This is a genomic window from Stenotrophomonas sp. TWI1151, assembly GCF_039673135.1.
Classification (GTDB): Bacteria; Pseudomonadota; Gammaproteobacteria; order Xanthomonadales; family Xanthomonadaceae; genus Stenotrophomonas.
The window spans coordinates 828,060-852,867 of the sequence record NZ_JBDJLA010000001.1; the positions used below are offsets into that span (position 1 = coordinate 828,060).

Annotated in this window: 22 protein-coding genes; 14 read left to right on the forward strand and 8 right to left on the reverse strand. The window is 63.9% G+C overall.

What is annotated here, in order from left to right:
* The first annotated feature begins 44 nt into the window (after nucleotides 1–44).
* From ABE422_RS03645 to ABE422_RS03660, 4 genes are all read left to right on the forward strand, one after another.
* A complete protein-coding gene (locus ABE422_RS03645; RefSeq protein ID WP_346482480.1) occupies nucleotides 45–2,282 on the forward strand; it encodes an ATP-binding protein in 2,238 nt (745 codons plus the stop codon).
* Nucleotides 2,279–2,752: a response regulator gene (locus ABE422_RS03650; protein WP_313212661.1), complete on the forward strand. Its 474-nt coding sequence runs from the start codon at nucleotides 2,279–2,281 to the stop codon at nucleotides 2,750–2,752. Before ABE422_RS03645 ends, ABE422_RS03650 begins: the two co-directional genes overlap by 4 nt.
* Nucleotides 2,745–5,168 carry a PAS domain-containing protein gene (locus ABE422_RS03655; RefSeq protein ID WP_346482481.1) on the forward strand — a complete coding sequence of 808 codons (2,424 nt, stop codon included), beginning with the start codon at nucleotides 2,745–2,747 and terminating at the stop codon, nucleotides 5,166–5,168. The genes ABE422_RS03650 and ABE422_RS03655 overlap by 8 nt, the downstream gene beginning before the upstream one ends.
* Nucleotides 5,169–5,312: 144 nt before the next feature.
* Nucleotides 5,313–5,693 (forward strand): response regulator, encoded by a 381-nt coding sequence (locus tag ABE422_RS03660; RefSeq protein ID WP_313212663.1) that lies wholly within the window; start codon nucleotides 5,313–5,315, stop codon nucleotides 5,691–5,693.
* A 15-nt stretch (nucleotides 5,694–5,708) separates the two neighbouring features.
* Here ABE422_RS03660 and ABE422_RS03665 read toward each other — a convergent pair whose 3' ends face one another.
* The gene (locus ABE422_RS03665) at nucleotides 5,709–8,588 is read right to left on the reverse strand and encodes a PAS domain S-box protein (RefSeq protein ID WP_346482482.1); all 2,880 of its coding nucleotides are present in this window, start codon (nucleotides 8,586–8,588) and stop codon (nucleotides 5,709–5,711) included.
* 283 nt (nucleotides 8,589–8,871) lie between these two features.
* Between ABE422_RS03665 and ABE422_RS03670 the strand changes: the two genes are divergently transcribed.
* From ABE422_RS03670 to ABE422_RS03680, 3 genes are all read left to right on the forward strand, one after another.
* Nucleotides 8,872–9,831: a cation diffusion facilitator family transporter gene (locus ABE422_RS03670; RefSeq protein WP_313212511.1), complete on the forward strand. Its 960-nt coding sequence runs from the start codon at nucleotides 8,872–8,874 to the stop codon at nucleotides 9,829–9,831.
* 75 nt (nucleotides 9,832–9,906) lie between these two features.
* Nucleotides 9,907–10,650, forward strand: a complete 744-nt coding sequence (locus ABE422_RS03675) for an SOS response-associated peptidase family protein (protein ID WP_346482483.1) — start codon at nucleotides 9,907–9,909, stop codon at nucleotides 10,648–10,650.
* Nucleotides 10,651–10,797: 147 nt separating this feature from the next.
* Nucleotides 10,798–10,968 carry a CsbD family protein gene (locus ABE422_RS03680; RefSeq protein ID WP_019184192.1) on the forward strand — a complete coding sequence of 57 codons (171 nt, stop codon included), beginning with the start codon at nucleotides 10,798–10,800 and terminating at the stop codon, nucleotides 10,966–10,968.
* Between the two features lie 51 nt (nucleotides 10,969–11,019).
* On the opposite strand, the gene ABE422_RS03685 is transcribed toward ABE422_RS03680, so the two are convergent.
* Together ABE422_RS03685 and ABE422_RS03690 are read right to left on the reverse strand one after the other, a co-directional pair.
* Nucleotides 11,020–11,706 carry a class I SAM-dependent methyltransferase gene (locus ABE422_RS03685; protein ID WP_346482484.1) on the reverse strand — a complete coding sequence of 229 codons (687 nt, stop codon included), beginning with the start codon at nucleotides 11,704–11,706 and terminating at the stop codon, nucleotides 11,020–11,022.
* Between the two features lie 60 nt (nucleotides 11,707–11,766).
* Complete coding sequence (locus tag ABE422_RS03690) at nucleotides 11,767–12,678, reverse strand: NAD(P)/FAD-dependent oxidoreductase (RefSeq protein ID WP_346482485.1); 912 nt, start codon at nucleotides 12,676–12,678, stop codon at nucleotides 11,767–11,769.
* A gap of 166 nt (nucleotides 12,679–12,844) precedes the next feature.
* Here ABE422_RS03690 and ABE422_RS03695 point away from each other — a divergent pair, with 166 nt between their 5' ends.
* From ABE422_RS03695 to ABE422_RS03720, 6 genes are all read left to right on the forward strand, one after another.
* Nucleotides 12,845–13,393 (forward strand): DUF805 domain-containing protein, encoded by a 549-nt coding sequence (locus tag ABE422_RS03695; RefSeq protein ID WP_346465934.1) that lies wholly within the window; start codon nucleotides 12,845–12,847, stop codon nucleotides 13,391–13,393.
* On the forward strand, nucleotides 13,390–13,800 hold the full coding sequence (locus ABE422_RS03700) for a DUF6624 domain-containing protein (RefSeq protein ID WP_346482486.1): 411 nt from the start codon (nucleotides 13,390–13,392) through the stop codon (nucleotides 13,798–13,800). The genes ABE422_RS03695 and ABE422_RS03700 overlap by 4 nt, the downstream gene beginning before the upstream one ends.
* A 95-nt stretch (nucleotides 13,801–13,895) precedes the next feature.
* Nucleotides 13,896–16,043, forward strand: coding sequence for a TonB-dependent siderophore receptor (locus ABE422_RS03705; RefSeq protein ID WP_346482487.1), 2,148 nt, complete (start codon nucleotides 13,896–13,898; stop codon nucleotides 16,041–16,043).
* Nucleotides 16,044–16,051: 8 nt separating this feature from the next.
* Nucleotides 16,052–17,182 carry a PepSY-associated TM helix domain-containing protein gene (locus ABE422_RS03710; protein WP_346482488.1) on the forward strand — a complete coding sequence of 377 codons (1,131 nt, stop codon included), beginning with the start codon at nucleotides 16,052–16,054 and terminating at the stop codon, nucleotides 17,180–17,182.
* Complete coding sequence (locus ABE422_RS03715; RefSeq protein WP_256774474.1) at nucleotides 17,179–17,304, forward strand: hypothetical protein; 126 nt, start codon at nucleotides 17,179–17,181, stop codon at nucleotides 17,302–17,304. Before ABE422_RS03710 ends, ABE422_RS03715 begins: the two co-directional genes overlap by 4 nt.
* 54 nt (nucleotides 17,305–17,358) lie before the next feature.
* A complete protein-coding gene (locus ABE422_RS03720; protein WP_346482489.1) occupies nucleotides 17,359–17,721 on the forward strand; it encodes a hypothetical protein in 363 nt (120 codons plus the stop codon).
* A 5-nt stretch (nucleotides 17,722–17,726) separates the two neighbouring features.
* On the opposite strand, the gene ABE422_RS03725 is transcribed toward ABE422_RS03720, so the two are convergent.
* Nucleotides 17,727–18,422 carry a thermonuclease family protein gene (locus ABE422_RS03725; protein WP_346482490.1) on the reverse strand — a complete coding sequence of 232 codons (696 nt, stop codon included), beginning with the start codon at nucleotides 18,420–18,422 and terminating at the stop codon, nucleotides 17,727–17,729.
* A gap of 75 nt (nucleotides 18,423–18,497) precedes the next feature.
* Entirely contained in the window at nucleotides 18,498–19,742 is a 1,245-nt protein-coding gene (locus tag ABE422_RS03730) for an MFS transporter (protein ID WP_346482491.1), read from the reverse strand.
* Nucleotides 19,743–19,846: 104 nt separating this feature from the next.
* Between ABE422_RS03730 and ABE422_RS03735 the strand changes: the two genes are divergently transcribed.
* On the forward strand, nucleotides 19,847–20,818 hold the full coding sequence (locus tag ABE422_RS03735; protein ID WP_346482492.1) for an AraC family transcriptional regulator: 972 nt from the start codon (nucleotides 19,847–19,849) through the stop codon (nucleotides 20,816–20,818).
* A gap of 185 nt (nucleotides 20,819–21,003) precedes the next feature.
* On the opposite strand, the gene ABE422_RS03740 is transcribed toward ABE422_RS03735, so the two are convergent.
* From ABE422_RS03740 to ABE422_RS03750, 3 genes are read right to left on the reverse strand one after another with little or no spacing between them, the layout of a single operon-like run.
* Complete coding sequence (locus ABE422_RS03740) at nucleotides 21,004–22,962, reverse strand: DUF3732 domain-containing protein (RefSeq protein WP_049444353.1); 1,959 nt, start codon at nucleotides 22,960–22,962, stop codon at nucleotides 21,004–21,006.
* Nucleotides 22,959–23,441, reverse strand: a complete 483-nt coding sequence (locus ABE422_RS03745; RefSeq protein ID WP_080347496.1) for a three component ABC system middle component — start codon at nucleotides 23,439–23,441, stop codon at nucleotides 22,959–22,961. The genes ABE422_RS03740 and ABE422_RS03745 overlap by 4 nt, the downstream gene beginning before the upstream one ends.
* Nucleotides 23,438–24,664, reverse strand: a complete 1,227-nt coding sequence (locus tag ABE422_RS03750) for an ABC-three component system protein (RefSeq protein WP_346482493.1) — start codon at nucleotides 24,662–24,664, stop codon at nucleotides 23,438–23,440. The genes ABE422_RS03745 and ABE422_RS03750 overlap by 4 nt, the downstream gene beginning before the upstream one ends.
* Between the last annotated feature and the right edge of the window lie 144 nt (nucleotides 24,665–24,808).

The following is a 24,808-nucleotide window of genomic DNA, read 5'->3' on the forward strand; positions in this document are numbered from 1 at the left end:
CATTCGCGCGGTGGTCACCACTGGCAACGAGCAGGAGTCAATGAATGTCCTCGAGGAATTCCGGCGCAAGCGCCTTGGATCTGTCCAGCTGCGCGCGTGAGCCGATCCGCACCCCTGGCGCGATCCAGCCCTACGGATTGATCCTGGTCCTCGATCACTTCACCTTGACCGTCAAGGCCCGCGCCGTCGCGCGACCGGAGCTCATCGAGGTGCTGGGCGATCCGCTGGGCCAGCCCCTGGAGGCAGTGCTCGGCGGTACGCTGGCCCACTGCAGGCCGCTGCTGGTAGCGCTGGAGCAAGGTGCCTCGCAATTCCTTGGCGCGCATCCGGTCGGCACGGCCGGCCACCACCCTACGGTGGCGCACCGCATCGGGGATGACGTCATCATCGAGCTGGAGGCCCCGGTGCCGGGCGAGCCAGGCTCGCTGGAAGACCTCTATCCCTCGATCCGCCGCTTCATGGCTGCGATCGAGCGGGCGCCCACCACGCAGGCCCTGTGTGAGATCGCCGCCGTGCATATCCGCGAGCTGACCGGCTTCGACCGCACGATGATCTACCAGTTCGACCCGGACTGGAACGGTGCGGTCGTGGCCGAGGACCGCAACAGCGTGTTGCCCTCCTACCTCGATCTGCGCTTCCCGGAATCGGACATTCCCGCGCAGGCGCGTGAGCTGTACCGGCAGAACCGGATCCGGCTGATCGCTGACAGCCACTACACCCCGGTGCCGCTGGTGCGCGTGCCCGCGATCGCCGAGGCGCCGCCCACCGACCTCGGCCCGGCCATGCTGCGCAGCGTCTCCCCGGTGCACCTGCAGTACATGCGCAACATGGGCACCGGTGCATCGATGTCGGTCTCGGTGCTGTGCGAGGGCGAACTGTGGGGCCTGATCTCCTGCCACAACCAGCTCGCGCGCCGCGTGCCGTACCACGTGCGCACGGCCTGCGAGTTCATCGGCCAGATCCTGTCGCTGCAGATTTCGCTGAAACAGCGCGCGGTGCTGGTCGAAGAACGCATTGCACGCCGCGCCATCCAGGTGCGGCTGCTCGGCCGGATGGCCGGCGATACCGACTTCATGGCCGCGCTCGGCCGCGATCAACGCAGCCTGCTCGCACTGACCCAATCGGCCGGTGCGGCGATCGTGCACCGTGGCGAATGCATCCTGCACGGCGACTGCCCGAGCCAGCCCCAGGTGATGCAGCTGGTCCAGTGGTTGACCGCCCAGCCGATCGATGGCGACATTTTCTGCACCGACACGCTCCCGCAGCAATGGCAGCACGCCGAAGCTTTCGCCGGCGTCGCCAGTGGCGTGCTGGCCATCTCGATCTCGCAGATCCACGACAGCTTCGTGATCTGGTTCCGGCCGGAGGTCGTCCGCACCGTTCGCTGGGGCGGTGACCCACGCAAGGTAGAGACCGATCAGCCACTGTCGCCACGCACCTCCTTCGAAGGCTGGAAGCAGACGGTGCGCGAGCAGTCGCTGCCCTGGAACGAGGTGGACCGTGATGCCGCGCTGGAGCTGCGCACCGCGATCGTGGACATCGTGCTGCGCAAGGCCGAGGAGATGGCGGCGTTGAATGAACAACTGCTCCGCAGCAACAAGGAGCTCGAAGCGTTCTCCTATTCGGTCAGCCATGACCTGCGGGCGCCGTTCCGCCACATCGTCGGTTACTCGGAACTGCTGTGGTCCTCGGCCGGCGAGCGATTGAACGATTCAGAAAAGAGATTCCTCGAGACCATCGTGGAGTCGGCAAAATCGGCAGGGACGCTGGTGGATGACCTGCTCAGCTTCTCGCAGATGGGCCGCTCGACCATGGGCCAGATCGCGATGGACATGACCGCCCTGGCCGACGACGTGCGCCGCAAGCTCGACATGGAGTACACCGGGCGCGCCATCGACTGGAGGATCGCCGCCCTGCCCAAGGTGCTGGCCGATCCGGGCATGCTGCGGCTGGTCTGGCAGAACCTGCTGTCCAATGCGATCAAGTTCACCCGCGACACGCCCGAGCCACGCATCGAGATCGGACACGAACGCAATGACACGGAGGACATCTTCTTCGTGAAAGACAATGGCTGCGGTTTCGACATGCGCTATGTGGACAAGCTGTTCGGCGTGTTCCAGCGGCTGCATCACGTCGATGAGTACGAAGGCACCGGCATCGGCCTGGCCAACGTGCACCGCATCATCACCCGCCATGGCGGCCGGACCTGGGCCGAAGGCCAGGTAGGCGCCGGCGCCACCTTCTATTTCACCATCCCCTTTGTTACTGGAGACCACCTATGAGAGATCTGCGACCGATCCTGCTCGTAGAAGACAACCCGAAAGACGCTGAGCTGACCATGGCGGCGCTTGCGCGCTGCCAGCTGCTCAACGACGTGACCCATGTGCGCGACGGCGTGGAAGCGCTGGAGTATCTCCGCTGCCAGGGTCCCTATGAAGGCGCCATGCACGGTGGCCCGGTGGTGGTGCTGCTGGATTTGAAACTGCCCAAGCTCAATGGCCTGGAAGTGCTCAAGGAAATCCGCAGCGACCGCGCCCTGAGCAGCACCCCGGTGGTGATGCTGACCTCCTCGCGCGAGGAGCAGGACCTGATCCGCAGCTACGAGCTGGGCGTCAACGCCTTCGTGGTCAAGCCGGTGGACTTCAAGGAATTCCTCGAGGCGATCCAGGGCCTGGGCATGTTCTGGGGCATCACCAACCAGCCGCCACCCCACGGCACATTGTTCGGCGGGAAGAGTAGAAACGATGGCTGAGGCCGCCACAACCAAGACCATCAGGATCCTGATGGTCGAAGACAGTGCATTGGATGCAGAGCTGATCACCGCGCAGCTGCGCCGCGCCGGGATCCCGTTCACGGCCCAACGCACCTGGTCGCACCAGGGCATGCTCGATGCCCTGACCACCGCCTCGTTCGATGTGATCCTGGCCGACCACGTGCTGCCAGGCTTCGATGGCGACGCTGCCCTTGCCCTGGCCAGCGAGATCGCCCCCCAGATTCCCTTCCTCTTCGTTTCGGGCACGCTCACCGAAGAGCTCGCCGTGCAGGCGCTCAAGCGCGGGGCGCGCGACTATGTGGTCAAGTCGCGCCTGCAGCGCCTGCCCGATGCCGTTGTCCGGGCCATCCATGAAGCCCAGGAGCGCCGCCGGCTGCTGCGTATCGAGGCCGAACTGCACGACAGCCACCAGCGGCTGAAGCTGATCACCGATTCGCTGCCCGCGCTGATCGCCTACTTCGGTCACGACCATCGCTACCGCTTCGCCAACAATGCCTATGTCGAGTGGCACGGCCGCACGCCCGACAGCCTGATCGGCCGGCACACCCGCGAGGTCGTCGGCGAGGACACCTTCAACAGCATCCAGCAGCATCTCGACCGGGTGCTGCTGGGGGAGAAAGTCAGCTTCGACATGCTCTCCCTGCGCAGCAACGGTGCCGCCCGCCATGCCCAGGTGGACTGCGTACCCGAACTGGCACCGGATGGGTCGGTGCTGGGCTACTACGCGATGGCGCGCGATATCAGCGACCTCAAGCAAGCGCAGTCGTTGCTGAAGGCCAGCAACGAGTCCCTGGAGCGCCAGGTGGATGAGCGGACCTCGGCACTGCACCGGAGCGAAAGCCGGCTGCAGGCGCTGTTCGAATCCAGTTTCCAGCACCAGAACCTGCTGACCCTGGATGGCCACATCATCGACACCAATTCGGCCTCGCTGGCCGCCATCCTGGCGGACAAGCAGGACGTGCGCGGCAACCTGTACTGCGAATCGGCGTGGTTCGCCGACACGCCCGGCGTTCCCGGCGTGGTCTGCACCGCCATCCTGGAGGCTGCGGCGGGCACGGCGTCGCGCCACGAACTGGAACTGCGCCTGCCGACCGGCAAGCGCACGTTCGATTTCTCCTTCCGCCCCCTGTTCGACCATCAGGCACGGATCACCGCCGTCGTCTCCGAGGCCGTGGAAACCACCGCGCGGCGGCAGGCCGAAGAAGCGCTGCGGCACAGCCAGAAAATCGAGGCGGTGGGCCAGCTGACCGGTGGCATCGCGCATGATTTCAACAACATCCTGACCGTCATCGCCGGCAATATCGAGTACGCCAAGATGCTGACCGACCGGCTCGGCGACACGGCAGGCAATTCCTCACGCGCGCTCGACAACGCGATGAAAGGCGTCATGCGTGCGGCCAACGTCACCCAGCGCCTGCTCGCCTTCTCGCGCCGGCAGCCGCTGAAGAACATGCCGGTGGATCTGAACGAAGAGATGCGCGGCATGCAGGACATGCTCAAACGTTCGCTGGGCGAGCTGGTGCAGATCGACATGGTGCACAGCCCGGATATCTGGTGCGTGGAGATCGATCCGAGCCAGCTGGAAGCCTCGATCCTCAACCTGGCGGTGAATGCACGCGATGCCATGCCCGAGGGCGGCCGCCTGACCATCGAGATGGACAACATCCACCTGGACAAGGATTACGCGGCGCAGCACCCGGATGTCCCGCCCGGCCAGTACGCCATGGTGCGCGTCCGTGACAGCGGCCAGGGCATGCCGCCGGAGGTCATGGCGCGGGTGTTCGAGCCGTTCTTCACCACCAAGGAGGTCGGCCGTGGCACCGGGTTGGGCCTGTCGATGGTGTATGGCTTCGCCAAGCAGTCCGGCGGGCACGTTCTGCTCGATTCCACCGAGGGCAGCGGCACCACGATCACGCTGTTGTTCCCGCGCTCGGCCGCCGCCCTGCCGAGCGTGCGCCCGGCCGATGCACAGGCGCTGGACGCCTTCGAGGTCGAGGCGGAAACGACCGTACTGGTCGCCGAGGACAACGACGATGTGCGCGCCTACACCGTGGATACCCTGCGCCAGCTGGGCTATCGCGTGCTCGAAGCGCATGACGGCCCCTCGGCGCTGCGGTTGCTGGATCGCACCGACGTCAGCGTGGATCTGCTGTTCTCCGACATCGTGATGCCGGGCATGTCCGGCTGGGCCCTGGCCAAGCAGGCACTGGCCCACAAGCCCGGCCTGCGGGTGCTGTTCACCTCGGGCTATCCGCGCGATATCGACGCAAGCGGCACCGTTGGCCGCACCATCGCCCTGTTGGCCAAGCCCTTCACCCGCAGCGATCTGGCGCGGTCCATCCGCACCGCCCTGTTGGATGAAAGCCCCACCCAGAGCGGCACCGCCTTGAATTGAGGCCATCGCCAGCGGTGCCGTGACGGGCACCCGCCCCCGGTCATGACATGGGGCTGGCGCGCGATGCACGGCCGGCTAACACGCACGGGCGCTAAGGTGGAGATCCGCACAGGTGGCTGCACGCCACGAGGATCTCCGCCCGCAATGACTGCTGCACGAACCCACCCACGATGCCGCGTGCTTCTCGTCGAAGACGATGCGCCCATCCGGGAGATGACCAAGGACATCCTCAGCGACGATGGCTTCGATGTCCTCGACGTCGGCGATGCCGAGGCCGCGCTGGGATGCCTCAGGCACGACGGCCCGTTCGACCTGCTGGTCTCCGATGTCGGCCTGCCCGGCATGGACGGCCGCGATCTGGCCACGATCGCCACGACCCTGCATCCGGCCATGCCGATCCTGCTGGTCACCGGCTACGCGGGCCCCGCCGGAGCCCGGCCCGACTTCCGCGGCGAGGACATCAAGCTGCTGCGCAAGCCCTTCACGCTCAAGCAGCTGGTGACCTCGGTCAGGTCGCTGCTCTGACAGCAGCTGACCTGGTCACGACGGGTTCCTGATCGCCAGCAGCGCGCGGGCGCGTCGCTCCAGTTCCGCAGCCGTAAAGGGCTTGGTCAGCACTTCCATGCCGTCCTCCAGCTGGCCCGCGCCCACCGCTGCCGACGCCGCGTAGCCGGTGATGAACAACACCGGCAACGCAGGGCGCACCTGGCGGCCGGCATCAGCGACCTGACGACCATTGAGCCCACCGGTCAGCCCCACATCGGTGATCAACAGGTCGATCGTTTCGTCAGAGCGCAGCAGGTCGATGGCCTGGCCGCCTTCCGGTGCCTGCAACACCCTGTAACCCGCGCCGCCAAGCACCTCGGTCAACAGCGCGCGGATCGCTTCCTCGTCTTCCACCACCAGAATCGTGCCGACGCTGGGCGCTGAACACGCCGGCAGGTCCTGTAAGGTTTCTTCGGCGGCGTCCGCGGGGCTCTCGCCGATGAAGCGCGGCAGATAGAGTTCCACCGTGGTGCCGTGGCCAACCTGGGAATCAATCCGCACCTGTCCGCCGGATTGGCGGGTGAACCCATAGATCATCGACAGCCCGAGACCTGTGCCCTGCCCGATCGGCTTGGTGGTGAAGAACGGCTCGAACACCTTTTCGATCACCGCCGCGTCCATGCCGGTTCCTGCGTCCTTGACGGCCAGCCGGACGTAATCGCCGGGCGGCGTATCCAGCGCCGCCGCACTCTCGCCACGCAGGCTCACGTTGGCCGCGCTGATCCATAGCGGCCCCCCGTCGGGCATCGCGTCGCGGGCATTGATGCACAGATTCAGCAGCGCATTTTCCATCTGCGGCACATCCACCAGTACCGCCCAGGGATCGGACGCCAACTGCGTGGAGATCGCGATCGAAGGCCCCAGCGTGCGCGAGATGATATCCAGCATGCCGCGCACCATCGCATCGGCCACTACCGGCGTGGGTGCGAGCGTCTGCCGGCGGGAGAACGCCAGCAGGCGCTGGGTGAGCGCCGTGGCACGCGACGCGCTGGACTGCGCCATCTCCAGGTAGCGGCCGATGTCGTCATAGCGCCGCTGATCGATGCGCAGCTCCAGCAGCTCCAGCCCCACCGAGATGGCGGTCAGCAGGTTGTTGAAGTCATGCGCCAGGCCACCGGTCAACTGACCCACGGCCTCCATCTTCTGACTTTGCCGCAGCCGCTCCTCGGCCACCTGCAACGCGGCGCTGCGGGTCTGCACGCGCTCTTCCAGGGTCAAGGTCAATTCGCGCAGCTGCTCTTCGGCCTGGCGCCGCTCGGTCACATCCGAGGCGGTACCGAACCACTCGGTGATCTCACCGGCGCTGTCCAGCAAGGGCACCGCACGCATCTGCACCCAACGCACACTGCCATCGGCGAGCAGGGTGCGGTGCTCCAGTTCCAGCGGCAGCCGCTGCGCCATCGCACGCGCAATGGCCTGCTCGAGCAGGGCGAGATCATCGGGGTGTACGTAGCGTTCTCGCCAGTCGGTGACCGCAGGCAGGCTCTCGTCCTGTGCCACCGGCCCGGTCGCCAGAATCTGACGCATCTCGCGCCAGTCCGCGGTGACCGCATACAGTGACTGCGAGGAGGCGCTCACCAGCGCGCCGAGGCGGCGCTCGCTATGGGCCAGTGCATCGCCGGCGCGGCGCTCCTGGGTGCGGTCGCCCAGTACCTTGACGAAGCCCAGCACGGCGCCATCTTCATCGCGCAGCACGGTCATCGCCCCGCTGGCCCAGAAGCGCTCGCCGGACCTGCGCGCCAGCCAGCGCTCACCACTGACCCCACCCGATGCGATCGAGACGCCCTGGTTGTGCCGCAAGCGCTGGGCCTGGATATCGTCAGCGGTGTAGATCACCTCCACGTTCTGACCCAGCATCTCCGCCTCGGTCCAGCCGAAGATGTGCTCGGCCCCGGCATTCCACAGGGTCACCCTGCCCTGCAGGTCCGAGGCGACGATCGCGTAATCGCTGGCACTGTCGATGATCTGGCGATTGCGCGCCTCCACCTGCCGCATCGTGCGCTGCAGCTCGATGTGGGAGGTGACGTCCAGGCCTTGCACGAAGACGCCTGCCGTATTGCCATCCTCACCCGCCACCGGCTGGAAGACGATATCCAGCATGCGCCGGGCCGAGGACGGATCGCTCGGGAACGGCGCCTCGTACACCACCTCGCTGCCGATATACGGCTTGCCGGTGCGGTACACCTCGTCCAGCAGCGGCAGGAAGCCCAGCTCGACGATTTCCGGCAGCGCGTCCCGGATCGACTTGCCGAGCACATGGCGATTGCCAACCAGCCGTTGGTAACCCGGATTGGCCAACTCGACCCGATGCTCGGGCCCACTGAGGAAGGCCATGAACATCGGCGACTTGTCGAACAGCGCGATGAGCCGCTCGTTCTCCTGGGCCAGGCGCTGCTGGGCCACGATGATGCTGGTCACCTCGTTGGTCACGCAGAACGCGCCGCCGACCCTGCCATCATCGAGGAATATCGGCGAAAACGAGAACGTCCACCAGGTCTCTTCAGGAACGCCCTGGCGGCTCATTGACACCGGCAGGTTCTCGTAGCGGGAGGATTCACCGGCGAAGGCGTTCTCGATCGGCGCGCGTACAGCGTCCCAGGCATCGGCCCACAGCTCCCTCAACGGTGCGCCCAGCGCGCCCTCCAGGCGGGGCCCCAGAATCGGGCTGTAGGCATCGTTGAAGAAGAATGTCAGGTCATCGCCCCAGACCACGTACATGCTTTCGGGCGAGGCCAGGATCAGATTGACGGCATTGCGCAACGCGCCCGGCCAGGTCTCGATCGGCCCCACCGGTGTCGCCTGCCACGCCAGTGCACGGACCTGCTCGGCCATCGGCCCGGTGCTGCCGGGAAAGCGCCCCGCCACTGCGCTCATGCGCACCGCTCCAGCACCACCGGGGCGCGCGTGCCGCGCAGCTGCGCGGCAGACCAGGGAAGGATGGACATCATCGGGGCACCGAACCTTGAACTGAAGGCATTGCAGGAGCTGGGGGAACGGCAGGCAGCGGGGGCCAGCCGGAAGGCGGAAAGCAATGTAAGCCAAGCGGGGCAAATCCATGTCAAGGCCGGGAGCCGGTGCCAGCGTTTGGCGGGATGTGCACGCGCCCGGGACGCACCGTTGGCGATGATGCGCGCACCCTCCCCACCCCACGACTGCCATGGCCAAGCCAACCGGCTCCCGTCTCGTCATCTATGCCGCCCTTGCCGGCAACCTGGCCATCGCCATCGCCAAGTTTGTCGCCGCCGGCATCTCCGGCAGCTCGGCGATGCTCAGCGAGGGTGTCCACTCGCTGGTGGACACCATCAACGAGCTGCTGCTGTTGTACGGCCTGCGCCGTGCCGAGCAGAAGCCGGATACGCTCCATCCCTTCGGCTACGGGCGCGAGCTGTACTTCTGGAGTTTCATCGTGGCGCTGCTGGTGTTCGCAGCCGGTGCCGGTGTATCGGCCTATGAAGGCATCCAGCACATCCGCCACCCCGAGCCGGCCACCAACCACCTGATCAGTTACGTGGTGCTGGGCATCTCCTTTGTCTTCGAAGGCACCTCATGGTGGATCGCGCTGCGCGAGTTCCGCGCCACCAAGGGGGCGATGGGTTACTTCGAGGCGTTCCGCCGCAGCAAGGATCCCTCCACCTTCACCGTGCTGCTGGAAGACAGCGCCGCCCTGCTCGGCCTGGCTTTTGCGCTGGTCGGCCTGCTTGCCGCGCAGTTGCTGGACATGCCGATCCTGGATGGCGTGGCGTCGCTGTGCATCGCCGGCGTGCTGGCGGTCACCGCCTTCCTGCTTGCCCGCGAGACCAAGGGCCTGCTGGTCGGTGAGCCCGCGCACCCGAGTGTCGCCAAACGCATTCTGGCCGTCGCCACCCACGATGCGGACCTGCGCCGCGCCAATGGCGTGACCACGATGCAGATGGGCCCGGACCAGGTGGTCGCGATGCTGAGTGCGGAGTTCGAGGACGATCGCACCACCCCACAGATCGAGGCCTGCATCACGCGGATTGAAAAGACGGTGAAAGCCGAGTACCCCGAGCTGGTCGCGCTGTTCGTGAAGCCGCAGACGCCGGAAGTGTTCCAGGCGCGGCGGGCAGCGTTGGGGGAACCCCATCCCGACACGTGACCCCCGTGCAACGCGTGCAGCATCGCAGGCGGTGCGCACGACACCGTCACGGATGCCGTTGGATGCTCACCTGCCATGCGCCGTTTCGCACAAGCCATCGCTGATAGCGAGTCACTTCCCGCTGGCCTTCCTGCTGCGCTGGCGCGGACGCTGGCGGCCGCGCCGGACCACTACAACATCGCCAAGGGGGGCGTGGCCACGGTGCTCGCGCGCGACCATGACGGCTCCATCGCCGTGGCCGACATGGTGTGGGGCTTGGTGCCGCGTTGGTCCAAGGAGCCGGCCACGCCGTATACCACGGTGACCGCACGGCTTGACCGCGCGCCACGCAGCCGCATCTACGCGCAGGCCTGGGCGCAGCGCCCGTGCGTGTTGCCCATGACCGGCTACTACAAATGGGATCGCGAGCGCCGGCCCCCCTGGCCCCTGTTCGTGCAGCGCAAGGATGGCCTCGCGCTGCTCGCAGCGGGCTTGTGGGAGCACTGGGAAAGCGACGACGGCCAGCAGCTGGACAGCTTCACCATATTGACCGGCCCCAACAGCGCGATCCCTTCCCCACTCACACCGGACGGGCCGATCTTCATCGCGCCGGCCACCGCCCTGGACTGGTTGAGTGGCGCCTTCCAGACGCCTGCGGCATTGCGTACCCACGCCTCCACCCCGGCGTTGGAAGCCTATCCGGTCAGCCGCGCGTTTCGTGATCCTTCGCGTGACGATTACACCCTGTTGGAGCCTGTCGATCCGGATACCACCGTAGCCAGCACCGAACCGCAGCCATGGGATGGCGATGGATGGGATGAACGCGATGCGGAGGAGTGACGTGCAGCGCACGTGAGCATCAACCTTTCCGGCGCTTGAATGGATTCCGCGCCCGCGGCGAATTTCACCTTCGCGCCACCGCTCTGCCGTCAGGGTGGAGATGCCCAGCAACACGGGCCCTCTCTCTAACCAATCGTGGAGTCAACCATGGACAAGAATCGCACTGAAGGCGCCAAGAACCAGGTCAAGGGCACCGTAAAGGAAGTCGTGGGCAAGGTCACCGGCGACAAGACGAAAGAAGTGGAAGGCAAGATCCAGAAGGGTGTTGGCGAAGTCCAAAGCGACGTGGGCAAGGCGCGCGACGACGCTCGGCGCTGAGTCTTGACCCCACCGCTCTCTGACCCACCTCGGGCAGAGAGCAGTGGGAGGTTAGCCGTGTGCATCGCCGGCGTACGCCACCCAACCTCTGAATGACAGCGCGGCATAGAACAAATCCGGCCGCTCGAATCCCGCCTCCTCCAGCATCGCGACCTCTTGCTCCGGCGACAACGTGGGCAGCCGGTTGGCGATGCTATCGGCACGTGCAGCTGCCGTCTCTCCCGCCAGACCGCGCGCCGCTACGAACGCAGCCCAGCGCTGGAAGCACCTGTGTTTCTCCAACGGGCCGCTCGGCACGCTGTGGTGCGCGATGATCAACGGTGCACCTGGCTTGAGGCGGCGCCTTAGTGCGCACAGCGTCTCGAGACGGTCTTCCGCTGACAGGAAATGCAGCGTCAGCAAGCAGGTGGCACCATCGAACGCGGTATCCGGCGTGCTGTCGATATAGCCTTCGATCATCTCCACGCGGGCAGACAGTTCGACTCCCAACACGCGCTTCGCCAATCCAAGCATCTCGGCGGACGGATCCACGCCGGTGAAGCGCCAGCTGGGACTCGCTTCCGCGAATGCCTTCAGCTCCATGCCACCGCCCGCCCCCAGGACCAATACGCGCCCCTGCGGTGGCACGTGTTCGGCCAGCAGGACGTGGGTCATCTGGTGCAGCGCGTGGACGCCGGGCACCTGACGGACCAGGTTGTCGGCGTACTGGGCGACGGCATCAGGATCAGAGAAGGACATCCGGACCACCTTGGTTGCAGCGAACCTTAATGTAACACACTTAGTTACATTAAGACTGCGTCACTCCAGCAGCCCCATCAGCGAGTGGTGCACCGCCACACCTGCCAGCGCGCCCTCGCCCACTGCCAACGCGATGCTGCCCGCCATCCGGGCCGCATCGCCGCAGGCAAACACGCCCGGCACCGTGGTCTGTTTGGCCGAATCGGTGGTGATGCAGCCGCCATCCTTCAATTCGCAGCCCAACTGCTCGGCGAGATCCGTAGACAGCCGCGAGTGCGGCGAGATGAACAGCGCATCCACCTCCACCCGCCGCCCATCGGCGAGCACCACGGTGGCGGTGTCCTCCACGCGCTGCACCTGGGCCGACTCGATCACGACGCCGCACGCCTCCAGCCGTGCATGCTGCTCCGCATCGATCCTGGCGGATGCCTGGCTGCAGAACAGCGTGATCCGACCCCAGTCGCAGAGCAACAGGGCCTGGGCCGCGCCGCCATCCTTCGCACAGCCAATCACCCCGATGCGCCCTTCGAACACCTCGTAGCCGTGGCAGTACGGGCAATGAAAAACGCTCCGGCCCCAGCGTTCGCCGATGCCGTCGATGTCGGGCAGGTCGTCGGTCACCCCGTGGGCCAGGATCACTCGATCCGCCACGAATGTCTGGCGGTCTTCGACCGTGACCTGGAACCTTCCGCCGTCATCGATCGCCTGCGCCGACACCGCAGTACCGGTGAGCCACCTCAGGGTGGGATAGCGCAGCAGCTCGTCGCGGGCCTGGGAGGCGATGTCTGCCGGCGGCAGGCCTTCCCTGCCGAGGAAGCCATGGGCGACGCGCGCATTCCGGTTGCGCGGCTTTCCCCCGTCGATGATCAGCACGTTGCGCCGGGCGCGGACCAGCTGCAGCGCTGCGGACATGCCGGCGTAGCTGCCGCCGATGATGACCACATCAAAACGATCAAGACGCAGATCGGCCATGGCGCTGTCCTGCGAGCTCGCAGAGTGACGAATGCGCCAGAGTGCGTGAGGCGGGATCAACGTCGCGCGTACAGCGTGTGAGCCCCTGCATCACAGCGCGCTATCGAGCCGGACACCGAGGTGCCTCTATCGCCGCAGGGCAGTTCAGCAGGCACTGGAATTCGCCATGCTATACAACCGAACAAGCACCGCCTCGGGCGTCGCACAACCCGTCCCGAAGGCAAGCGACAGCACGTATCTGCGCAATGCCGTGTCGCCAACAGGCCATTTGGATGAAGCCCGCATGACATCGATCTTCTCTACGACACCTCTCCGCTGGCCGGGCGTAACCCGCGGCATTGCACTGGCACTTCTCCCGATGAGGCGCTACAGCACGTTCTCCGGCCGCGCCAGCCGCAGGGAATTCTGGGCGTTCGCGCTGCTTGCCTTCGGCGTGCTTGGCGGTTGCTACGCCATGATGATGTGGACCTACAGTGCCGGATGGGTCATCACGGGCATGGTGCTGGCGGCGCTGCTGGCCCCTGTGCTCGTGATTCCCCTGATCGCCGTCACGATCCGGCGGCTTCACGATATCGACGAGTCCGGTTGGCTGGCGCTCCTCGTCCTCGTGCCGTTGGGCGTGTTCGTGTTCTTCCCGTTGATGCTGCTTCCCCCTACGCCGGGATCGAACCGCTTTGGCTCGCGTGAACCAGACCTCATGCAACCGGACGCATGACCCAAGCGGCGGGACGAGGGCTTGAATTCTCTGGCAGGGTAGCGGCTACGTTTCCTGTACGCCCTTCATGGAAGAACTGCGATGCGTTCAAGGTCGATACGCTCTTACCCTGCGACCCGCGCGGCGACGCTCACCAGGCGCAGGCGTTGGCATTGATGCAGAAGGCCAGCGAGGCGGGTGATGCCGACCCTGCGGACATGGCACTGCTGACCGATCGGGTGTTGCTGGCGCAGGGGAAGCCGCAGCGCTACGGGACCCAGTTCGCTGACGCCGGGCATGGGGTCTTGGAGCTTCGGCCTACCGAGGATCTGACAACCTTGGATGCACGGCGGAGGGCGGTTGGGTTGCAGCCGTTGGACGCTTACAAGGCGATGCTGTCGGAGATGTACGGCAAGCAGGTCAGGTAGGCTGCCGCAGGATCAGCGGCGGTGCCGAGCAACCGTCACTACACCTCCCTACATGTTAATATTTCTCATTCGCACCTACCCCCTCCCCGCGCCCGATGACCCGCCCATCGCTTCGTCTCTCTGCCCTGGGCCTGGCCCTGACCTTGGCCTGCGCGTCGGCCCATGCGGCCCCGCCCTCCTCCCCCTCCTCGCCCGATGTGCGCCAGCTGGACGCCGTGCAGGTGCTCGGTCGCGCCCAGACGCTTTACCGGGTGGACGACGCCACGGTGGGCACGCGGACGGATACGCCGTTGGCGCTGGTGCCGCAGTCCATCCAGGTGGTGCCGCGTGAGCTGATTGAAGACCAGGCGGCCCGCCAGATCACCGACCTGTACCGCAGCATCAGCGGCATCAGTTTCTTCAGCTATGCCGGCGTGACCCTGCGCGGCTTCCGCCAGGAAAACGTGCTGTATGACGGCCTGCGCGGCGACCCCTATGCCGGCTTTTCGGTGCCGCAGCTGTTCAACATCGAGCGTGTGGAAGTCCTGAAGGGACCGGCCGGCGCCCTGTACGGCGGCGGTGACGCTGGCGGCGTCATCAACTACGTGACGCGCAAGCCCAAAGCCACACCCGAGCGCCGTATCGAACTGCAGGCCGGCAACAACGATTTCCGGGCGGCGTCGATCGAGGCCACCGGGCCGCTGAACACCGCGGGCAGCGTGCGTTACCGCGCCGGGCTGTATGGCGACACCGAACAGGGTGTGCGCTGGAACGCGGACAGCGAAAGCGTGATCGGTGATGCGTCGCTGGCCTTCGACGTGGGCGACACCGGCGAGTTGACCCTGCAGTTCACCGACATCACCCAGAACCTGGGCGGCAACCGCCTGCGTGGCGTGCCGGTGGACGACAACGGCAGTTTTCTGACCGACCGTCGTTGGAACCATAACGAAGCCACCGATTTTCTCGACATGCGCGCCAAGGTTGCGCTGGCGCAGTACCGCTTCTCACCCAGCGCTAATTTGGACGTTGATGTGGGTGCGCGCTGGTTCGAGAACAACGAGCATCAGATCTACCACGAGCCGATGGGGCTGATCGACCGAAACCGCGACGGCGTGCCCGAATGGATGACCCGCCAGCTGCGCAACCAGATCCGCGACAACGATGCATTTACCGCCAACGGCAACGCCGTGTGGCGCGTCAGCACCGGCAGCATCGAGCACAAGGTGCTGTTCGGTGCCGATGTGTACCAGCAGGATGCCGACTTCACCGCGCAGACGGCCAACAGCGCGGATCTGGCGCGGGGTGCCGGCCCGGTGCCGGGCATCGACCTGTTCAACCCGGTGTATGGCGCAAGTTCGTGGCGCGACTACACCCTGGCCGCCCTGCCCTGGCGCAGCACGAGCACGCGCAGCAAGCGCTATGGCGGCTACCTGCAGGACGAACTGACGCTGACCCCGCGCTGGCATGTGCTGGCCGGACTGCGTTGGGATGGCTTCAAGGACGATGACCGCATTGCCGGCACCGCCGTGGATGGCAACGACATCAGCTGGCGGCTGGGCAGCACGTACACCGTGCGGGAAGGCGTCAATGTCTACGCCAACATCGCCAGCGGTTTCATGCCCCAGAGCGCGGCCAACCAGAGCGCCGAAGCGGGCGGCCCGTTCGATGCAGAGCGCAGCAGACAATGGGAAGTCGGGTTGAAATCCCTGCTGGCCGAGCGCGTCACCCTGAACCTGGCCGCGTACCGGATCGACCGCAGCAATATCGTGCAGGCCACCGGCGAGATCGTGGACGGCGTCAACCAGCTGGCCTCCCTGGGCCTGGTGCGCAGTACGGGCATGGAGCTGGATCTGCTGGCCGATGTCACCGACCGCTGGGTGCTCAACCTGACCTACGCCTACAACGATGCGCGGGTGAAGGATGCCGGCAGCAACGGCATCACCAATGCTTCGGGTGATCGCTTCGCCAATGCGCCGCAGAACAAGCTCGGCCTGTGGACGCGCTACGACCTGCCGGCGATCAACTCCGCCATCGGCTTCGGCGCCGATTACGTGGATGAGCGCGTCAGCCTGGATGGCCAACGGGTCAAGCCGTACACCGTGTTCGACATGAGCTGGAAGACGCAGTGGCAGCAGTGGCAGTTCCAGGCCAACGTCAAAAACCTGTTCGACAAGGTCTATGCCGCCAGTGGCTTCACCGAGCGCACCGGCCACTTCCCGGGTGAGCCACGCCGCGTATACGTGCAAGCGGCGTACGCCTTCTGAGCCTGCCCATGCGCCAGCCTACGCCAGCGCATCCTGACCGCCCTGCGCGCAGCGGGAGTGGGCGCCGCCTGTGGTTCGACCTGCACAGCTGGCTCGGCCTCAAGCTCTGCCTTTTCATGGGCTTTGTCTGCCTCACCGGCACGCTGGCGGTGTTCTCGCAGGAGATCGACTGGCTGCTGCACGCCCCCATGCGCGCCGCCGATGGTGGTGAGCACGCCGGCTGGGGGCCGGTCATCCATGCCGCGCAGGCGGCACATCCGGACTGGGAGCTGGAAGGCATCTCCGCCGGCCACACGCGCCTGTTCGCGGCGCGCGCGCAGATGCGCCTGCCCGATGGCAAGCGACGCTTTGTCTGGATCAATCCCTACACGGCGCAGGTGACCGGCGACACCGGTTGGTTCAATACGCAGCGGCTGCTGCGCAACACCCACCGCCACCTGATGCTGCCGGTGGCCTGGGGCGTGCCACTGGTGGCGGCGCTGTCCATCCCGTTGCTGTTGTCGCTGTTGAGCAGCCTGTACATCTACAAGAAGTGGTGGCGCGGTTTCTTCAAACGGCCTGACGCCTCGAGACCGCGCCGCCTGTGGGGGGATGTGCATCGGTTGGCCGGGGTGTGGTCACTCTGGTTTCTGCTGCTGATCGGGTTGACCGGGGCGTGGTATCTGATCGAATCCCTCGGCGGCGATGCACCGGCCGCGCCGACCATGCGGCTGGCCAAGGGCGATGACCGCGCTGCCGCGGTCGACCCGGCCGCCGTCGACGCCGCTGTGCAGACCGTCCGCCAGCAATGGCCCCCCCTCGACATCCTCGGCGCCATCCCCGCACGCGATGGCGGGAGCATCCTGTTCATGGGGGAGGCCGACGCCTGGCTGGTGCGGGAACGGGCGAACAATATCGCCGTGGACCTGCGCACCGGGCACGTGATCGGCATGCATGACGGCCGTGCGCTGGGGATCCACCAGCGCATCGCCGAAATGGCTGACCCCCTGCACTTCGGCAGCTTCGGCGGTTGGTCCATCCGACTGCTGTGGTTGCTGGCCGGCACGCTGTTGACCGGCCTGTGCTTCACCGGCGTGTATCTCTACGGACTTCGCACAGTGGATTCGCTGCGATCAGCGGCTAAAAGGCGGCAGACATGAGTCATGAAAAGCTACCCGGCCCCTGGCGCGCGGCGTGGCACGGCATGGGTCGCTGGCGCTGGCTGTGGCTGGCCCTGCTGCTGGTGTGGGCGTCGCTGGTGCCGCTGGAGGCAATGAAGTAGACGCGCTCGCCCATCGAACAATGGCATGCTGGATGTTCGTGCAGGAGAGCAACGATGCGGATGACGGGAAATCTTCTTGCAGCCAGTGCTGTCACGCTGAAGGTCGGCGTGGTGTTTTGGGTGCTGGTGGCCTGGCGGACGCCCGGCGGTGAGCCTTGGGACGCGCCTGCGTTCTGGACCGTCGTCTATCCCATCGCACTGGGCATCGCTGCAGTGCTAGGCGCCTGTTTCCCCCGGAAGGCGTGGCTATGGGGACTGTTGCTCGTGGCGCTGCAGGTGCCGGTGGTGGCCGTGATGTCCGGCGTTGGACCGTTGCTGCTGGCCGGGCTGGTATATGCCCTGGTCCTGGCCTTGCCGGCGATGGTAATCGCGGCAGCGGCGGGCGCGCTGCGTCGCCGCCTGTATGGGAGGGTTTGAGACGCTCAGCGCTTCGCCGGCTGCCACCCCGCTCGCAGTGCATCCGACGCGCTGCAGAACATGCGCTCGCCGTGGCCCAGGTCGATGCTCGTGCGCGCGTAGTCCCGCTGGCCGGGCACGTGGTAGATCTTCCTGCCTTCGCGGGAGATGTTGCCCTTGATGCGGCATCCGCCCGGCGCCGGCTGCGCGGCCACCGGGGCTTGTCGTGCCGTCTGCTCACGTTTGCTGCGACGATAGTCAGCTGGCATCTGGAACGTCCCCTGCCAGAGGTTCCGCTGGTGCTGGCGCGCGTCGGCTTCGTCTGCGATGAATGCCGTCGCGTATTGGCGATACGCGACCGCCCAACCGGCGCGCACCATCCGCTGATTGACCGACTGCCCCTGTACAAAGCACTCCGCCACCACCCGACCGTAGCGGTCCGTGTCCTTGGGCTGGCAACGAACCGTCTTGTCCAGCACATAGCCGTCCAGCGCAGCAGCGGACCGTCGGCCACAGGGCCAAGCACGTCCGTCGTTGGTGGTGCATTGCTGGGCGCTTTCCGGCGCATCGATGCCCCACAGGCGAATGCGCTGCTTCGCCACGATAAGGGTGTCCCCGTCCGTGACCGTCGCGCGGCCGACCAGCTCTGCTGCCGCACCAGGAACTGAAGCAACAACCAAAAGCAAAACCGACAGACCTTTCAACACCATCAACAACGACATCCTCTAAGCGCATGCTCGGGTGCGAGCGCCAGTTCAACGGGGTGCGACACTCTAGCGGAAGTGGTCGACTGTCGGCTAAATATGAAACGCCTGACCTGCCGACAACGTCGGCGGGCTCACCCTGACCCTCAACGCAATGAGCAGGCTGGCGAGCAGCATTACTGCCGCAGCAACGGTGAGGACGGCAACGATGCCCCCCAGCCCAAACACCAGACCGCCCAAGGCGGCGCCCGCTGCGATGGAGGACTGCACCGCAGCGACCACCATCCCGCCGGCACTCTCGGCCTGATCGGGCACTGCGCGCGCGACCCAGCTCGACCAGGCAACAGGCACGCCACCGAAGGCCAGGCCCCAGAGCGCGACCAGCATCGAAAGCCCGCCAACGCCCACCGGCAACAGCACCATGCCTAGCGCGGCGACGCCGACCAAAGCGGGCATGATCACCAACGTGACTTTCAAGCTGCGCTCCATGAGCCAGCCGGCCAGGAGTGTGCCGACAAAGTTCGCCACACCGAATCCGAGCAGAATCAGCGCCAGGCCATCAGCGCTCATCTGCCCCAGGCTCTCCAACGTAGGGCGGATGTAAGTAAAGAGCGAGTACTGACCGGTGTGCGCCAGAACGCAGCCCAGCATTCCGACCGCAATGCCTGGCCGGCGCAATAGGCCCACCACCGACTCCGGGAGCGCCGCCTTGCGCGGTGCCATTCGGGGCAGCGTGAACCACTGGAACGCAAACGTGAGTCCACCCACCGCCGTCGCGGCCCAGAAGGCGCTGCGCCAGCCCAGCAGCCCGCCGAGGTAGCTCCCCAAAGGAACCGACACCACCGTGCCGACCGCAATGCCGCTGAAGATGATGGAAAGCGCGCGAGGCACGCGCTGTGGCGGCACCAACCGCATGGCCACGGCAGCTGCCATGCTCCAGAAACCGCCCAGCGCGATGCCCAGCAGGACGCGCATCACCAGCAGGACCGCCATGCTGGACGACAACGCCACCAGGGCGTTGGAGAGGATCATCAGAGCCGTGAAACTCAACAGCACCAGGCGCCTGTCGATCGAACGGGTCAGCCGAGGCACAAGCAGGCCAGCGAACAGGGCGACTACAGCGGTGACCGTCACGGCTTGACCGGCCAGCGCCTCCGACACCCCCAGATCCGCCGCCATCGGCGTCAACAGGCTGGCAGGCAGATATTCCGCCGTGAGCAGCCCAAAGACCCCCATGGCCAGCGAAAACACGGCCACCCATGCCGATGAGGACGGCTCCCCGCTCCCCCTCGCCAACGAATCAGGCGTGTTCGCGGCATCAACTACGTTATTGCTCATCACAGATCCCAGTGCATTGGTGCAGCCGAGAGTCTAGGGAGCCAGGTCAGGATGATCTATGATTGTCCAACCTGTATTTTTGATCGAAACCCCGGGCCGCCTCAGTGAGCCACGCTCCACACCTGTCCCAGTCCTCCGACCTGATCAGCGAGCTGCTGACCGGCATGCGGCTGCATGGCGTTCAATACCGACGCATTCAGACCGGGCCGACCTTTGGGCTTGAATTTGCACAGAAGCCAGGCCATGCCTACTTCCATTACCTGGCCGTGGGCAATGCGATTCTTCGTGGCGCGGACGGCAGCCAATACCTTCTCTCCGCCGGGGATGTCGTGCTGCTTCCCCGCGGAGACGGCCACGCGTTGCTGTCGGGCGAGGACCATCCCGTCCAGTGTCTGGAAACGATATACGCCGCCCCACTAGGCGACGCGGTGAGCGGGATAGACACATGCCCGAGCACCCATGCCGTGCCAAGCGCTGTGCTCTTCCACGGATGCATGGTGTTCGATCTGGGTGGCATGCAAGGGTTGAGCAAGGTGATGCCGGCGGTGATGCTGGCCGATGGCAACGCCACTCCGTTCACCGGGCTGTTGCCGATGGTCGACGCGATGAAGCGCGAGGTGTGCTCCGGACGCATTGGCTATGCAGGAATACTCGCCCGCCTCGCGGATGCAGTCGCCGCCATGATCGTCCGTGACTGGGTCGAGCGCGGTTGCGACGGAACTTCGGGCCTAGTCGTGGCCATGCGCGACCCTCGTCTGTCGCTGTCGTTGCTTGCCCTGCACAGAGACCCTGGGCGTGACTGGACTGTCGAAGCACTGGCTGCGGAATCGAACATCTCGCGTTCGGTCTTTGCAGACCGGTTCCAGAGCGTCATTGGGACCGCGCCTCTGCGATACGTGACTGAGCTTCGCATGCAATTGGCGAGTCAATGGTTGAGCCAACAGAATCTATCCATCGAGGTAGTGGCAGAGCGTCTTGGCTACGCGTCGCAGGCTGCTTTCAGTCGGGCGTATAAGCGCGTCATGGGGCACTCGCCTGGCGCGACTCGGCGGGGTCGCGCCTTGGCCTCTCCGTAGGGGGCAGCGCAAGCCCTGTGTTCGAACATTGGCGGAGAGAGTGGGATCGGATCACCTTCGACCCAACCCCTTCAAACCGTTGCAGAAAGCCTGCCGGGCAGGTTTCCTTTCGAAGTTTCCTTGATCATAGCTGGTCAAGTATCCCCACATCCAGTGCCTGAACAGGACACCTTCTGCCAGGGCTGTCAGGCATCCTTGCGCACAGGCCAATCGAGAGGGATCAGCGCCTCCTTTGACTTCCTGGTCCAACGCTCCCGAGTAGCCTCCCTATACCTCGCGTCATCAGCAAAATAGGCATGCTCGATCAGGAGCACTTGGAGACCGCTGCGGAGTTTCGTCTCTCGAAAAAGGAAATCGATATGCTGCCTCATCGCCTGAGTATCCTCATCTTCTACGCCAGCCCCGATTTCACTGACGTCATAATCATCACCTTTGGCAGGGAAATAGGGGCGGCTAACCTGATCCAGAACTAACAATCCCGGCACGGGTGAATTTACCAGTTCAAAGTAGCGATGAAGAGCGAAGCACAGTGCGATGTGAATAGCCAAGTAATTCTGATCAGATCCCACATCAGGCATACGGAGGACCGCGTTGCTACCACCCTCGATCATCACTACATCTGGACCTCGCGATAGAAACTCTAGTTCAGCTCCAACACACGGGGCGACGGTAGGCAACTGTTTTAGCGCTTCTGATGCAAACCCGGATACCTTGCGTTCCGCGATCTGCAGTCGAACGTTCCTAGCGTCCCTGTTCGCAAGTGCCTCAAGCTCATCAATCTCTGCTCTTAAAGCCTCTAAGTCCACCCCCAACCTTGGCGACTCATCAACAATATTCTCGACAAAGTAAGAGATTCGCCCCTTTAGATGGCTGTGAAGCTGCGCCAGGCTGGTGAGCTCGCGCGCTCTTTCACTTTGACCTAGCCAACCTTCAATGCGGCTATCTATGCGCCGAAGCTCATTGTTTAAGCGCTGCGCTTCGCTATCCAACTCAGTATCGACCTCAAGCAACTGAGGCTTGACACGGTCGGCAACCATGCTCTCATTGCGCACCTTGAACAAAGCTGATTGCAATGCAGCTGCCACTTCCCGACCTCGATCCGACGGGCTATCACACACTGGGCAGACATGTGAAACATCGCTCAACTTTAAGTGATCAACAAGCATTAACTTCTCATGTTGCTGCTTCACCGCCCCCTGGTAGCCGGAAGACTCTCTGATCGCCGACTTGGTCGCTCTGGATCTTCTTCTCACAACTTCTAGCTGTGCAAGAACTTGACGACGAGATGCGTGCAGCACGGAAAGCTCGTCGTCGGAAGGCTGCTCTCCTTCGATCATACGCCCGCTCAGAATTTCCCGCAGGGCTTGCAAGACCTCCTGCTCTTCGGAGAAGGACGCACCGGCGCGCACGAGTCCAATCTGTCTAGCCTCTGTTAGTAGTCCGAGCGCACGATTCATCATTAAGCTATCGGAGGATGCCTTCGCCTGCTCCCTTGCCTCTGCAATCTCCAGACCTCTTTGCAACTGACGCAAACGACGCTCCGCGAGAATGCTCTCCTCGTCGGTTGCTCGCAGAAAGTAAGGCAAGGTTGCAACAATGTCTTTAGCTTTCTCCAGTTTTTCCAAGCCGTGGAGCAACACCGTCTCGCTGTCGATGACCTCTTTGGTTAGGAAAAGATAGGGCGTGACTTGACGAACACTCGCGCGCCCCTTCGACACAAAATCAGTAGCCGGACTATCTGTGTCGCCGATGCCAAAAGCTCGCTCTAAAAAAGCCTTAGCTGCGGAGACCGTGCTACTGCCCTCAAAGCGATCTACGCTCGAGGGAATTTCCAAATCTCGCCCTTTGGAAACAAACATCCTTCCGCTGGTTTGTTGTCCAACCGGCGGAATGATTCGTCCGACGATGATTTGCTCATCACCCTTTGCCCATCGCACGCCTACCGCGAGCGCTCTGCGACGCACATGCGCCGGCAGTTCGCACTTGCTGGATCCTAGGCAGTAATCGATGGCCTTGATAAGAGCCGACTTTCCGGTCCCAGAAGCACCCGTAATGATGTTCACTTGGTCCGGCTTTAGAGTCACTATGCGGCGCTGACCTTCGACGCCCAGGAAGAAGATGTCAAGCACATTCCAGCGCTTCATACAGTAAGCCCCATCATATCAAATGTCGTCCGTGCCGAACCTGCCATTGCGAACCAGTAGCCAAGTCGCTCTGAACTCCTGATCACCGAAGCAGGCCCTGCGCTCAGTCCATTTACAGCGCTTTTTTTTAGCTTCTTTGGACCTAACTTCAATCGCCCATCTTGCAAAGTCAGAACCTTCATGAAACAACTGAAACGGACCGCTTCCGTAACGACTGCGATTGATCCGTTTAGTCGATCAACCAATTCAATCTGCACCTCGGGCCGCCTCGTCAACCACTCGAGCAGGCCAGTATTTTTGTTTGTCCCTTCAAATGTCTGAGACAAGTCACCTGATAACGCGATGGGAAGTGCGAGGTAACAAAGGGGAAGTTCTGGCCCATCGGCATTGAAAGATTCAAAAGCTTCGATAAACCGATTCAATGCATAGGCACAGAATGCGGGATTCGACTCAGCGAACACGTCATAAGTGCCTCTCACACGTCATCCTCCAGACGGTGGATGTAGTCTGGATGCCACCCTACCCTCTTATCCACCGCTAGCACCTGGTAGCTGCCCCTCACGTAGAACACAGCGCTCCACTTTGCCGCAATTGCCTCAACGGCTCCCGGGGCATCCTCATGCGTCCAACGCAGCAAGGCCAAGCCTTTTGTGCATTTTTCAGACTCACCAGAAAACTGACAGTCCTCAGTCATTTGTTCGTGTCGATTCGACCACTCTTCGCAAAGGTGTTCATCGTGTCGATTGATAGTGGAAGCCATAGCGGGATTATCCTCAACCCACTTGGAGCGTTGAGCGCGGGCACGCCATTCTTCCACGGTCGCCTTGTTCTCGTCTGTCTTACTGCCGCACACAAGGCGGATCTGTCGAAGAAGCATCGAATCAGGCTCGTGCGAAGGCGGAGGCTTGGCTCCTGAGAAGTCTGCATGAAGCAAACCAGACTCAATCTCCCCGATGATCGACGAGATTTGAGCTTGGACTTCCAACTTGGCAATGGCTCTATCGCGCTGACCGCACAGCGAATAAATGACTTCTCTGTCCCACCATGCGACGAGCCTGGACGCCACGAGCGCCCGCTGCTCGGATGGCAACAACTTCAAACTCTTAGCAATTTCACTCTCAATCAGCGCGATATTGGGCGAATTAGGGTGAATTCTTATCCTTCTCACTAGCGCTTCGCGACCAAGCGCGGGCAGATTTAAGAGGGCCTCACACCCGTCAGCACGGTCAGCGTATGGCAAATCCTTCTTCGCAGCCTTAGCTTCTGCACGCTTTTCAACAACACGAGTGGCCTCGGCGACCAGCGCGTCGATGAGCTCCTCCCGGTCAGATCCTTCCTGTAAAAGTGCTAGGAGAGGGCTTCCTGCTGGGACATGCCCAACTGCGACAAGATGCAGAACTGTTTCCGCAATGGATAGCTTCGGCAGCGTATCGATCCACGCCTTGAGCGTCTTCCAAAGCGCTCGTGAAGCCAGGGTGATTGGGGCAGGTGTGGCGCTCAACGAGTGCTTCAACTGAAGAAGCAGCGTCTGCTTATCCGCAACTACCTCTACATCGTCCAGTCGCTCGATAGCTACAGCGGCATTGTCCGAGTCCAACTCGAGCAATGTCTTTAGAGCAAACAACGATTGGTAATAGAAGCCCAGCGCAGATGCCTCAGCTGAGTGTAAACCCGATTGACCTGAATCGCTTTCCGTGGACATGGGCGCCCCCTGCACTCACACATGCTTAACATATTTGCGATTACTCAGAAAATCAACCTAACAATTCCGACAGCCCCTCCACTCAGGGGACAAGAGACCGAATCGCGCTAGATCTCGCCCATGTGCCCAGACACTCCGACATCC